The organism is Thermomonas sp. (assembly GCF_020850895.1).
In the GTDB taxonomy this organism is placed as follows: domain Bacteria; phylum Pseudomonadota; class Gammaproteobacteria; order Xanthomonadales; family Xanthomonadaceae; genus Thermomonas.
In genome coordinates, this window is sequence record NZ_JADZDS010000010.1 from 1 (window position 1) to 12,864 (window position 12,864).

Consider the following 12,864-nt stretch of genomic DNA (forward strand, 5'->3'; position numbering starts at 1 on the left):
CGCGACCAGCACCACCAGCGAGACCACGTCGCCACGGATGCGCTCGAACAGGAACATGACCATGGTGAACACCACCAGGCCCAGCACCAGCAGCATGTCGTTGGTGAGGGCGAGGGTGGTTTCCATTCCTGCGGTCGGGTTTCGGTTCGGGCGAGGGTCTGGATCGGGCGGGTGGGCTGGCGGATCAGGGATCGGTCTGGTGTCGGCGGGATGAGGGTATCGCGTTTCAGTGTGAGGCTAATCCCCAGATTGCAGGGCGACCTGCCCGTACAGCAGGTCCCAGACGCCGTGTCCCAGTTGTTGGCCACGGGTTTCGAAGTGTGTCTGCGGTCGCCAGTCCGGTCGTGGGACATGGCCGCGCAACCCGGCGATATTGGCCAGGCCGGGGGTGGCATCGAGCACGTCCCACATCTGTTCTGCATAGTCCTGCCAGTCGGTGGCCAGGTGCAGGCGGCCGCCCGGGGCCAGTTTGCGCGCCAGCAGGGCGGCGAAACCAGGGTTCACCAGCCGCCGCTTGTGGTGCCGCTTCTTGTGCCAAGGATCGGGGAAATAGATCCTGATCTCGTCGAGCAGACCGTCTCCGATTTCATTGCCCATGACTTCGAAGGCGTCGTGCCGGTAGACCCGCACGTTGCCTGCGTTGGCGGCCACCAAGGCGTTGAGCAGGCGGCCGACGCCGGGGGCGTGGACCTCGATGCCGATGTGGTCGCGCGCGGGGTCGCGTTGCGATGAATACAACAGTGCCTCGCCGTTGCCGAAACCGATTTCGAGGATCTTCGGCACACTGCGCCCGAACAGGGCGTCGTAATCACGCAGGTTGCCGGTGTAGTCAATGCCGAAGCGCGGCCAGGCCTGCTCGAACGCACGCTGCTGGGCTGGGCTGAAGCGTCCCTGGCGCAGCACGAAGCTACGGATCCTCCTGGACTGTTCGGCGTCGTGGGCAGGTGCGGTCACGGCGGGCAGCGCCGGTTTGGCGTCGGGATGGATCAAGAATTGGGCTCCAGAGAAGGGGCCAACGGCTGGCGCGGGACCCAGCCGTGGGCCGTGTCCGCGAGTTTACGGTGTGGCCGGATTCAGCAATAATGTTGTGATTTCGTGAAATCTTCAGGTACCATTCGCTTGCGTATGCTCGGAAAATCGGCTTCGGCCGGCTCCGGATCAGCATACGAAGCATTCCAACCGCTCATGTCGAGGATACCCATGAAAACCGCCTTCCGCAGGACCCTGCTGTGCGCCGCATTGGCACTTGCCGCATCGCCCGTGTTTGCACAGAGCCAGGAGCCGACCCCGCCGTCGCCGTTCAGCCAGACCGTGTTCTTCGGGGACAGCTTGACAGACGGTGGTTTCTACCGGCCGCTGCTGGGGCCCAATGGCGCCGTCATCGGCCAGTTCACCACCAATCCCGGCTATGTGTGGTCGCAGTACATGGCGGATTATTTCCACAGCAACGCGAACTCGGCCTGGTTGGCAACGGGTGGCGCACCGACCCTGTCCACCGGCAACAACTGGGCTGTGGGCGGCGCGCGGGTCGACATCGATGTCGTCGGTTCGCTGGGCTACACGCCGTCGCTGACCAGCCAGTACGCGGCTTATCTCGCATCCGGCCACAGCGTTGATCCGAACGCGCTGTACACCGTCTGGGGCGGAGCCAATGACATCTTTGCCGCCAACGCCGCCTATGTGGCGGCCTACGGCGCCACCCTCGGTGGTGGCGGGACCCCGGCGCAGGCACAGGCCGCAGGCATGGCTGCCGCGCAACCGATCATCGGCGCTGCGGTCACCGAACAGATCGGCCTGATCGGCGCGCTCCATACGGCGGGGGCCCAGTACGTCATGGTCCCGACCATTCCGGACATGGGCCTGACGCCGCTGACGATTGCCTCCGGTCCGGCCGGGCAAGCGCTGGCCACCACGATGTCAGGCGGTTACAACTCCGGGTTGTTCGGTGGACTGGCGACCGCCGGCTTGCACGTCATTCCGGTGGACACCTTCCATTTCCTGCAGGAAGTGGTTGCGCATCCGGCCGAGTTCGGTCTCACCAATGTCACCGGCGTGGCTTGCCTGACCCAGCCGCCTCCGGCCGGTGCCTCTTCGCTGTTCTGCAACCCGGCTTCCACGGTGCCGGGCGGCGCCGACGATTACCTGTTCGCTGACAGCGTGCACCCGACCTCGGGCGCGCACCGGGCGATGGCGGACCTGGCGATTTCGATGATCGACGGCCCGCGCCAGATCGCGGTGCTGCCGCACTCGGAGGCGACCATCGGGCATGCGCGTTCGCGCGAGATCGGCAGCGTCATCGCCGGCTTCGGTAACATGCAGAATGACGGGATGCGCTGGTGGGCAAACCTGCGTGGCGACCAGCAGCGCTTCAATGATTCGATCGGCTTCGATGGCATGGGCGCGACCGGCTCGTTTGGTCTCGGCTGGCGCAGCGGCAGCTTGTCTTATGGCGTCTTCGCGGGCTATGGCCAGCAGAGCATCGACTTCGGCTACCGCCGCGGTGATTTCCGCCAGAAGGACACCACCCTCGGCGGCTTCGTCGGTTGGGGCGGCGAAAGCGGGCTGTGGGCCAACGCCCAGCTCAGCTATTCGTGGCAGGACTACCGCGTGCATCGTGACGTCAAACTCGGCACCGCGGTACGCACCTACCTCGGGACGCCCGACGGCGAGAACCTGAGTTTCGGCGGTGGCATCGGCTGGAACTTCCGCAACGGCCCGTGGCAGCACGGTCCGGTCATGAACGTGCTGTGGCAGAACATCAAGGTCGACGGCTATGCAGAAAACAGCACGCAGTCGTCCGCGTTGACCTTCCCGAACCAGCGCTTCCATTCGGTGATTGCCAACATCGGCTGGCAGGGCAGCTATGCCATCAACGATCATCTGGTGCCCTATGCCAGCCTCACTTGGAACCGCGAGTTCGAGGACCAGCCGGCACAGGTATGGGCACAGTCCAATTCGATGCCCAACGCCCTGCCGTACGCGGTCCCCGGGCTGGAGTACGACCAGGCCTACGGCATGCTGACGTTCGGCGTGCGCAGCAAGGTGTGGGGCTTGGATGTCACCACCGGCAGCAGCCTGACCTTCAACCAGCGCGGCGGCGGTGACGCCAGTTCCTTCATCTCGGTCAGCGGATCGTTCTGAACCTGAACCTGGCACCCCGGCGCGTTGCATCGCTCCGGGGTGTCGGCAGACGCGGGCGGCCCGCGCGGGTGCAGTTTCATGGGTAGAACTGCGGCTTGCCGGATGTGCGACACGAGATCATGGGATCGTGTTCGCAGGGTGTAAGGCACGACAGTGTCGTCCCCCGGTGGAAAGGTGGGCTCCGGGTCGCCCTGTGGGACATGCGAAGGAACGCGGAAACCCCGCTATGCTACGGGCGGTTGATCGCCAACTGGATTCCCCGCATGTGGCTTGGAAGGCATGGCGGGACAGGAGTGCGGAAGCAGTGAATGCCCGGTGGTAAACACGGGATAGGGGATGAAGCGCTCGCCCCCGACCCGAAGGGGTGCTGGCGTCCGTGTGGTGGCCTATCGCTAGAATGGGCTGGCAATTGACTGGCCCAGAAGGGCATGATGTCCTTCGGGGGCGTCCCATGTCCCCGGGGCTCACGCGGATCAATCACTTCGGTGATCGATCCGCGGCCGGCCATCCAAGGTCGGCAGGCAACGCCGACTCAATCAGCGTTGCCCTGGGATCATCGGGCGGGTGTAGCTCAATGGTAGAGCTGTTGCTTCCCAAGCAACTGACGAGGGTTCGATTCCCTTCACCCGCTCCAGCTTGCGCTCGAGCAAGACGGCATCTCCCGGGTGCCCCCTGTTTCGTTGCCCGATTTCGCTGCTGTAACCCGTTGGTGGGAAGATCAGGGCGTCGCGGGACAGCCGCGGACGGAGATCGACGTGAAGCTCGCCATTCTCTCCCGCAACGGTAAGCTCTATTCCACCCGCCGACTGGTCGAGGCGGCGCGCGAACGCGGCCACAGCGTGCGCGTCCTCGATCCGCTGCGCTGCTACATGCGAATCGGCAGCGATGGCTTCGCGATGCGCTACAAGGGCAAATCGGTCAAGGGCTACGCTGCCGTCGTGCCGCGGATCGGGGCCTCGGTCACCCGCTACGGTTGCGCGGTGGTGCGCCAGTTCGAATTGATGGGAAGCTATAGCCCCAGCGGCGCCACCGCCATTGCGCGCGCGCGCGACAAGCTGCGCTGCCATCAGGTGCTGGCGGCGGCAGGAATCGGGTTACCTGCCACCGTGTTCGGTGACAACCCGGACGACACCAGCGACCTGTTGTCGATGCTGGGGCCGCCGCCGCATGTCATCAAGCTCAATGAAGGCACCCAGGGCGCCGGCGTGATGGCGACCGAAAAACCTTCGGCCTCGCGCGCTGCCATCGAAACCCTGCGGGGCCTGTATGCGAATTTCCTGGTGCAGGAGTTCATCGCCGAAGCCGGTGGTGCCGACCTGCGCTGCTTCGTGGTCGGCGGCCGGGTGGTCGCTGCGATGCGTCGGCAGGCACCGCCCGGGGATTTCCGATCGAACTTGCATCGTGGCGGCTCCGCGAAGCCGGTGCGCCCGAGCAAGGCCGAGATCGCCACCGCGGTGCGGGCGGCGCAGATCCTCGAACTGGGCGTGGCGGGCGTGGACATGCTCCGCAGCAAGCGTGGCCCGCTGGTGCTCGAGGTCAACGCCTCCCCGGGGTTGGAGGGCATCGAGGCCGCCACCGGGGTCGACGTGGCCGGCGCCGTGGTCGAATTCGTCGCCCACGAAGCCTCGGCTCGCGCTGCCAGGCCGGAACGGAATCCGGCGGTGATCTGAGGTTCACCCTGGCCCATGCCCGCCGTGCGTGGCTGTGCCAGAATCGTGGTGCAGCACGGCGTGGCCGTGGCGACGATCCGTACTTCCTCCATTCCGGAAGCTGGCATGCGCATCCTGGTCATCGAAGACAATTCCGACATCGCCGCTAACCTGGGCGATTACCTTGAAGAGTGCGGGCACACGGTCGATTTCGCAGCGGATGGCGTGCAGGGGTTGCAGCGGGCCGTCGAGCACGATTTCGATGCGATCGTGCTGGACCTGAACCTGCCCGGCATGGACGGGCTGGAAGTCTGCCGGAGGCTGCGCGGCGACGCCCTCAAGCAGACCCCGGTGCTGATGCTGACCGCACGAGACACCCTCGAGAACAAGCTGGCGGGATTCGAGTCAGGGGCCGACGACTACCTGATCAAGCCGTTTGCGTTGCAGGAGGTCGATGTCCGATTGAATGCACTGGTGCGGCGAGGTCGCGGCCTGCCCGCGCGCGTGCTGACCGTGGGCGATCTCGAATACAACCTCGATACCCTTGAAGTGCACCGCGAGGGCAAGCTGATCCAACTCAATCCGACTGCGCTGAAGATCCTGCAGGCGCTGATGGAATCTTCCCCGGCGGTGGTCACGAGGCAGGACCTCGAGAGCCGGGTGTGGGGCGAGGAGTTGCCCGATTCCGATTCCCTGCGTGTCCACATCCACGGCCTGCGTGCGGTGCTGGACAAGCCGTTCGCGCATCCGATGATCCAGACCCGGCATGGAATCGGCTATCGGATCTCCGCGGCAGGGAGCGATTGACGCGGCATGCCCGGTCAGGATTCCTCGGTGGGCGCACCCAAGCGCCAGGTTCGCTATCGCCGCAGGCTGCGTAGCCGCATCATCCTCTCCTACCTGTTGCTCGGCTTCGGGCTGACGCTGGCGTTGGCGTTCACGACCAATTGGGCGCGCGGGCGGGTGGAGAACCAGCTCGTCGAAGACTTGATGAACCGCAATCTCGATGAATCCTGGGCGCGGTTCGTGCAGAGCGGCGGGCGTGAGCCGGAAGTTCCCGTGCAGCAACTCAAGGCGTTCTATTACACGCCCGACAAGTTCGACGAACTGCGCATGCATCGACCGGAGTGGTATGCGCTGGGCGATGGCATCCACAACGTGACTGCGGTCGAGGAAGATGGCAGCAAGTCCTACTACAAGCTCGGCGTGCGCAAGACGCCGCAGGCGTGGTTCTTCCTCGCCTATGACATGTCGCAGTCGGCGCGCGGCGAAAAGCAGTTCAACAACGCATTGATCGGCGTGGTGATCGTGTTCACAGGCTTGTCGCTGTTGGTGGGATGGTGGGCCGCGTCCAGGGTGATGAGCCCAGTCTCGGATCTGGCACAGCGATTGCGGCGTTCGGGCACCAGCTCCGATCCGGACGCGCTTTCCCCGCACTTCCCGCAGGATGAGGTGGGTGAACTGGCCAAGGCGCTGGATGATTACGCGGCCCGCCTGACCGAGGTTGTGCAGCGGGATCGTGAATTCAATGCCGATGTCAGCCACGAATTGCGGACGCCGCTGGCGGTGATCCGGGGCGCGGTGGAACTGATGATGGCAAGGCCTGACGTCGACGAACGGACCCTGACCCGCCTGCAGCGCATCCATCGCGCCCAGCAGCAATGCACCGACCTGATCGGTGCATTGCTGCTGCTGTCCCGCAACGAACGGGCACAGGGGGCATGCGATGTCGCAAGGGTGGCCCAGCAACAGCTCGAGAGCCATCGCGCACAGCTCGGTGGTAAGCCGGTCGACCTGCGATTGGAAGGCGAAGCTGGGGTGAACCTCGACGTGCCGGATTCGGCACTTGCCGTCGCGCTGGGCAACCTCATCGGCAACGCGGTGAAATACACGCCCAGCGGAGAAGTGGTGGTGCGCGTGCACCGCGATGCCGTCGAGGTGATCGATTCCGGACCTGGGCTCAGTGCCGAGGATGCGGCCAACCTGTTCACCCGCGGCTACCGGGGAAGCCATGCCGGGCAGTCGCAGGGTGGTGGGATCGGGCTGTCGATCGTGCGCCGCCTCTGCGTTCTGTATGGATGGGAAGTGCAGGTCAGGCCGGGAGTTGATCGGGGCGTGGTGGCGACACTGCGGTTTTCACCGGCAGGTTCCATCGGTTGATCTCTTCGTGCCGTTGCCGGCGTTCAGGCGGTTGCGGAATCGTCTCCGCATTCCCCCAGCAACAGTGCCACCTGCGCGCCCAGCGCCATGTCCTCGACTTGGCCGAAGTGGTGTTCACGCAGGCGGCCGGCGCGGTCGATCAGCAGCAAGCTCGGGGTGCCGCGCATGCCGTAGGCGGCCATCGTGCGCGGGATCGGTCCGATTTCGGCGGGCGCGTCCACGCCCACCGGGAAGCGGATCTTGTACTCGTGCAGGAAGGCTTCCAGCGCCACCGGCGTCATCGCCGCGTGGTGCTCGAACACCGTGTGCAATCCCAGCACCACGACGTGCTCCTCCGGGAACACCCGTCGCAGTTTCTGCACCTGCGGCAGGCCGTGCGCCACGCAGCCCGGGCACAGCATCTGGAACGCTTCGATGACCACCACCTTGCCGTGCAGGGCAGCCAGCGTGATCGGCTCCGGGCTGTTGAACCACTGCGCAACCTGCAATTCAGGCGCTTGCTGCGGCGTGTTCATGGCGTTCTCCTGCGGATCGTCCCGCCAGTATCGCGCGCTGCCGGTAAAATCCTTCCATGCCTCTTTTGCATTTCCAGAACGTCGACTACAGCGTCGGCGGCCCGTTGCTGCTTGAGCAGATCAATTTCAGCATCGAGCCAGGCGAGCGCGTCTGCATCGTCGGCCGCAACGGTGTCGGCAAATCCACGCTGATGCGGCTGATCGCCGGCGACATCCAGCCCGACGATGGCGAAGTGCGGATGCAAGGTGGCGTGGTGGTGGCGCGGATGGCGCAGGAAGTGCCGCAGGACACCTGCGGCAGCGTGTTCGATGTGGTGGCGCAGGGGCTGGGCGATCTGGGCGCACTGCTGGCCGCCTACCACCATGCCCTGCATGACGGCGACATCGAGGCGATGGGCAAAGCACAGACGCAGATCGAAGCCCGGCACGGCTGGGACTTGGACCGGCGCGTAACGCAAGTGCTGGAGAAGTTGGAACTCCCTGAAGACGACGATTTTTCCGCGCTTTCCGGCGGCATGAAACGCCGGGTGCTGCTGGCGCAAGCACTGGTGCGCGGTCCCGACGTGCTGCTGCTGGACGAGCCGACCAACCATCTGGACATCGAGGCGATCGACTGGCTGGAAGGTTTCCTCAAGGCGTTTGCCGGCAGTATTGTGTTCGTCACCCACGACCGCAGCTTCCTGCGCGCACTGGCCACCCGCATCGTCGAAATCGATCGCGGCCAGCTCGCCAGCTGGCCCGGTGATTACGACAACTACCTGCGCCGGCGCGAAGAACGCCTGCACGCGCAGGCGCAGGAAAACGCCCGCTTCGACAAATTGCTGGCGCAGGAAGAGGTGTGGATCCGGCAGGGCATCAAGGCCCGCCGCACCCGCAACGAAGGCCGCGTGCGTGCGCTGAAGGCGATGCGCGTCGAACGGGCGCAGCGCCGCGAGCTGACCGGCAAGGTCAAGATGGAAGTCGCCTCCGCCCAGGCCTCGGGCAAGAAGGTGATCGAGATGACCGGCGTGTCGCAGGCGTTCGGCGACAAGGTCATTTTGCGCGACGCTTCCACCACCATCCTGCGCGGCGACCGCATCGGCATCATCGGCCCCAATGGCAGCGGCAAATCCACCCTGCTGAAGATCCTGCTGGGCGAGCTGACGCCGGATGCCGGCAGCGTCGAGCAAGGCACCCAGCTGCAGATCGCCTATTTCGACCAGCACCGCAGCCAGTTGGATGAAACCCGCAACGCGATCGAGAACGTCGCCGGCGGCGCCGATTTCGTCGAGATCAACGGCAGCCGCAAGCACATCATCGGCTACCTGCAGGACTTCCTGTTCTCGCCGGAGCGCGCGCGTGCGCCGATCACCCGTCTGTCCGGCGGCGAGCGCAACCGCCTGCTGTTGGCGCGCTTGTTCGCGCAGCCGTCAAACCTCTTGGTGATGGACGAGCCGACCAACGACCTCGACGTGGAGACACTCGAACTGCTGGAAGAATTGCTGCTGGACTACAAGGGCACCCTGCTGCTGGTCAGCCACGACCGCGACTTCCTCGACAACGTGGTGACCAGTACGCTGGCGCTGGAAGGCGATGGCCGGCTGGGCGACTACGTGGGCGGCTACAGCGACTGGCTGCGGCAACGGCCGGTGCCAAGGCAGGACACCGTAACGTCCATGGATGCCCGCTTGCGCGGGCATGACGAGCACAAAATCGTTGCCGCCACGCCTCCGATAAAGAAGAAACTCAGTTTCAAAGAACAGCGTGAGCTGGAACAGCTGCCAGCGAGAATCGAGCAGTTGGAAACCGAGATCGCGGCGCGCACCGAAGCAATGAATGACCCCGTGCATTTCCAACAGGACAGCACATCGATCATCGCCGCGAACGAAGCCCTCGCACGCCTGCAAGCCGAACTGGACGCCTGCTACACCCGCTGGGAAGCGCTGGACGGCTGAACCCGCCCGCGCACCCCGATCTGCGGGTGCGCACCGCGTGTTGTATCAGAGGCATTTCCCGATGCTGGCCCGCATCACGAAGCAGATGCCAGCCAAACGCAGGCCAGAACCTGACGCGTTTGAATGGCTTTATAATGCGCGGCTTGCCGAGGGGCGCTGCGACCGTGGACACACGGCCAGGCTCGGCGCAGCACAACGCAGCAACGGCGCCCGTGACCGCAATCCACCGCACTCACGGAGCACACCATGAACGCTGTTGCCAAGACCTTCTCGACCGAAGGCGATTACAAGGTCGCCGACATTTCGCTGGCCGACTGGGGCCGCAAGGAACTGGACATCGCCGAGCACGAGATGCCGGGCCTGATGTCGATCCGCAAGAAGTACGCCGCCTCCACGCCGCTCAAGGGCGTGCGCGTGACCGGCTCGCTGCACATGACGATCCAGACCGCCGTCTTGATCGAAACCCTGAAGGATATCGGCGCCGACGTGCGCTGGGCGTCCTGCAACATCTTCAGCACCCAGGACCACGCCGCCGCCGCGATCGCGGTCACCGGCACGCCGGTATTCGCGTGGAAGGGCGAGACGCTGGAAGAGTATTGGGACTGCACGCTGGCGGCGCTGTCCTTCCCGGATGGCAAGGGTGGATTCCTCGGCCCGCAATTGGTCGTCGATGACGGCGGCGATGTCACCCTGCTGATCCACAAGGGTTACGAGCTTGAACAGGGCGACACCACTTGGGTGAATTCGCCCTCCGGCAATCACGAGGAACAGGTCATCAAGGACCTGCTCAAGCGCGTGGCCAGCGAGCGCCCCGGCTACTGGACCCGCGTGGTCGCGGACTGGAAGGGCGTCTCCGAAGAAACCACCACCGGCGTGCACCGCCTCTACCAGATCGCCGAACAGGGCAAGCTGCTGGTGCCGGCGATCAACGTCAATGATTCGGTGACGAAGTCCAAGTTCGACAACCTGTACGGCTGCCGCGAATCGCTGGCCGATGGCCTCAAGCGCGCGATGGACGTGATGCTGGCCGGCAAGGTGGCGGTCGTCTGCGGCTACGGCGATGTCGGCAAGGGCAGCGCGCATTCGCTCCGCGCCTACGGTGCCCGCGTGATCGTGACCGAGATCGACCCGATCTGCGCCCTGCAGGCAGCGATGGAAGGCTACGAGGTCAAGACCGTCGAGGACAGCCTTGGCATCGCCGACATCTACGTGACCACCACCGGCAACAAGGACATCATCCGCCTCGAACACATGACGGCGATGAAGGACCAAGCCATCGTCTGCAACATCGGCCATTTCGACAACGAGATCCAGGTCGATGCGCTGAAAGCCCTGGCTGGGGTCAAGCAGATCAACATCAAGCCGCAGGTGGACCGCTTCGACCTGCCGAATGGGCGTTCGCTGTTCCTGCTGGCCGAAGGCCGCCTCGTCAACCTCGGCTGCGCCACCGGACATCCGAGTTTCGTGATGAGCAATTCCTTCTCCAACCAGACGCTGGCGCAGATTGACCTGTGGGCGAACAAGGACAGCTACTCGCCGCAGGTCTACATCCTGCCGAAGAAGCTCGATGAGGAAGTGGCGCGCCTGCATCTGGAGAAGATCGGCGTGAAGCTGACCCAGCTGACGCAAGCACAGGCCGACTACCTCGGCGTCGCGGTCGAAGGCCCGTACAAGCCCTCGCACTACCGCTACTGAACCCGGGCGATCCCCACGGGCGCGGACACGTCCGCGCCCGTCTTGCCGTGCGCACGCGACATTGTATATTCTCTTTATCGCGATAAAGCGATGAAACGAATCCCGAGCCGGACCCCACGATGCTCCCACTCAGCTTCGAGTTCTACCCGCCCAAGACCGACGACCAGCGTGCCCAGTTCGACCGCACCGCACGACGGCTGAAGGCATTCCAGCCGCAGTTCATGTCGGTGACCTTCGGTGCCGGTGGCTCCACCCTGAGCCATACCCCCGAGACCGTGCAACGCCTGCGCAGCGACCACGGCGTCACCGGCGTCCCCCACCTGACTTGCGTCGGCGGCAGTCGCGAGGAAATCCGCAGCCTGCTCAAACTCTACCGTGCGCTCGGCTGCGACCGCATCATCACCCTGCGTGGCGACCTGCCCTCGGGCATGGCCCGCACCGGCGACCTGCGCCATGCCAGCGAATTGGTGAAGCTGATCCGCGACGAACACGGGCAGCAGTTCCATATCGAAGTGGCGGCCTACCCGGAAACCCATCCGCAGGCCGAGGATGCCCACGTCGACCTGCGCCATTTCAAGGCCAAGGTCGACGCCGGTGCCGACAGTGCGATCACCCAGTATTTCTACAACGCGGATGCCTACTTTCGCTTCGTCGACGATGCCCGTGCGCTCGGCATCGCCATCCCGATCGTGCCGGGCATCATGCCGATTGCGAATTTCAGCCAGTTGCGGCGTTTCTCCGAAGCCTGCGGCGCCGAGATCCCGCGCTGGGTGTCCCAGCGCATGCGGGCACTAGGCGATGATGCCGATGGCGTCCGCGAATTCGCCTCGGACATCGTCGCGCAACTTTGCCGTCGCCTGATCGACGGTGGCGCACCGGCGCTGCATTTCTACACGCTCAACCTGTCCAAGCCGACCCTGGCGGTCCTGCAGCGGCTGGACTGAACGTTTGCAGTACGCCGGGCGGTTGCCGCGGGTCCGGGCTTTCGCAACTGCATTTGTCCACGTACCCTGAGCCGATGCGCGGTCCATCGCTCCTGCTGGTGTTCCTGTTGCTGGTAGGCGTGCCTACCGTGCCGGTGCAGGCGCAGGTGCGACGATGCCTGACCTCCGCCGGCAGCGTCGTCTATACCGACCGCCAATGCCCTGACATTGGTGCAACCTCGGTGATGGCGCCCATTTCGCCCGCGGCGGGTGGCATCGGCACTGCCAGTTCGCTGCGCAGCATGTGTGCGCGCAACGTGCGTGACCTTGCCTATGGATTGGAGAGCGCTGTCCAGTCCGGAGATGCCAACCAGATTTCCAGCCTGTACGACTGGACCGGCGTGGGCAATGCGGCTGCGGATCGCCTGATGAATCATTTCGACCGCATCGCCACGCGCACCTTCGTGGACATCGTCCCCATCTTTGCAGTCATCGACGGCACGCCTTTGCCAGACGTTCCGATACACCCGGCTGACTCCGCATCGACGGCATCAACCACCCAATCTCCAGCGCCCATTCCAACGCCAACCCAACCCTCGCGCCGGCTGGTTGGTTTGCGGATTGAACAGGTCCTTTCCGATGGACACACACCGTCGCACGAAACCTTCGGATTGAGTCGGCGCATGGGCTGCTGGTGGATCCGCAATTAGGTCAATGCTGAACACGTCCCTTCCGGACGTGCCAGCACACGCTGCGTCCGGTGCATGCCCGGGCGCAGCTCACGCGGATCAATCTCTTCGGTGATCGATCCGCGGCTGACCACCCATGGTCGGCAGGCAACGCCGAC

The 12,864-nt window shown here is 64.7% G+C and carries 11 protein-coding genes, 1 tRNA gene and 1 riboswitch; of the genes, 9 read left to right on the forward strand and 3 right to left on the reverse strand.

What is annotated here, in order from left to right:
* Positions 1-237: 237 nt before the first annotated feature.
* Positions 238-963 (reverse strand): tRNA (guanosine(46)-N7)-methyltransferase TrmB, encoded by a 726-nt coding sequence (gene trmB / locus IT472_RS00890; protein ID WP_343231796.1) that lies wholly within the window; start codon positions 961-963, stop codon positions 238-240.
* 110 nt (positions 964-1,073) lie between these two features.
* On the reverse strand, positions 1,074-1,202 hold the full coding sequence (locus IT472_RS00895) for a hypothetical protein (RefSeq protein WP_297176984.1): 129 nt from the start codon (positions 1,200-1,202) through the stop codon (positions 1,074-1,076).
* Between IT472_RS00895 and IT472_RS00900 the strand changes: the two genes are divergently transcribed.
* The 5 genes from IT472_RS00900 to IT472_RS00920 all read left to right on the forward strand — a co-directional run bounded on the left by IT472_RS00900 (position 1,201) and on the right by IT472_RS00920 (position 6,950).
* Positions 1,201-3,141, forward strand: a complete 1,941-nt coding sequence (locus tag IT472_RS00900) for an autotransporter domain-containing protein (RefSeq protein WP_297176987.1) — start codon at positions 1,201-1,203, stop codon at positions 3,139-3,141. The two genes, IT472_RS00895 and IT472_RS00900, sit on opposite strands and share 2 nt — an antisense overlap.
* Before the next feature lie 560 nt (positions 3,142-3,701).
* Positions 3,702-3,775 (forward strand) — tRNA-Gly (locus tag IT472_RS00905).
* Between the two features lie 121 nt (positions 3,776-3,896).
* Entirely contained in the window at positions 3,897-4,811 is a 915-nt protein-coding gene (gene rimK / locus IT472_RS00910) for a 30S ribosomal protein S6--L-glutamate ligase (RefSeq protein ID WP_297176991.1), read from the forward strand.
* 105 nt (positions 4,812-4,916) lie between these two features.
* Entirely contained in the window at positions 4,917-5,597 is a 681-nt protein-coding gene (locus tag IT472_RS00915) for a response regulator transcription factor (RefSeq protein WP_297176993.1), read from the forward strand.
* A 27-nt stretch (positions 5,598-5,624) separates the two neighbouring features.
* Positions 5,625-6,950: a HAMP domain-containing sensor histidine kinase gene (locus tag IT472_RS00920; RefSeq protein ID WP_297176996.1), complete on the forward strand. Its 1,326-nt coding sequence runs from the start codon at positions 5,625-5,627 to the stop codon at positions 6,948-6,950.
* Between the two features lie 23 nt (positions 6,951-6,973).
* On the opposite strand, the gene IT472_RS00925 is transcribed toward IT472_RS00920, so the two are convergent.
* The gene (locus IT472_RS00925) at positions 6,974-7,465 is read right to left on the reverse strand and encodes a redoxin domain-containing protein (RefSeq protein ID WP_297176999.1); all 492 of its coding nucleotides are present in this window, start codon (positions 7,463-7,465) and stop codon (positions 6,974-6,976) included.
* A 56-nt stretch (positions 7,466-7,521) separates the two neighbouring features.
* Between IT472_RS00925 and IT472_RS00930 the strand changes: the two genes are divergently transcribed.
* The 4 genes from IT472_RS00930 to IT472_RS00945 all read left to right on the forward strand — a co-directional run bounded on the left by IT472_RS00930 (position 7,522) and on the right by IT472_RS00945 (position 12,727).
* Positions 7,522-9,399 carry an ATP-binding cassette domain-containing protein gene (locus tag IT472_RS00930; protein ID WP_297177002.1) on the forward strand — a complete coding sequence of 626 codons (1,878 nt, stop codon included), beginning with the start codon at positions 7,522-7,524 and terminating at the stop codon, positions 9,397-9,399.
* 142 nt (positions 9,400-9,541) lie between these two features.
* A riboswitch (S-adenosyl-L-homocysteine riboswitch) is annotated at positions 9,542-9,618 on the forward strand.
* Positions 9,619-9,645: 27 nt separating this feature from the next.
* Positions 9,646-11,094, forward strand: a complete 1,449-nt coding sequence (gene ahcY, locus IT472_RS00935) for an adenosylhomocysteinase (RefSeq protein ID WP_297177005.1) — start codon at positions 9,646-9,648, stop codon at positions 11,092-11,094.
* Between the two features lie 119 nt (positions 11,095-11,213).
* Positions 11,214-12,038 (forward strand): methylenetetrahydrofolate reductase [NAD(P)H], encoded by an 825-nt coding sequence (gene metF / locus IT472_RS00940; RefSeq protein WP_297177007.1) that lies wholly within the window; start codon positions 11,214-11,216, stop codon positions 12,036-12,038.
* Between the two features lie 74 nt (positions 12,039-12,112).
* Complete coding sequence (locus IT472_RS00945) at positions 12,113-12,727, forward strand: hypothetical protein (protein WP_297177010.1); 615 nt, start codon at positions 12,113-12,115, stop codon at positions 12,725-12,727.
* Positions 12,728-12,864 lie beyond the last annotated feature (137 nt).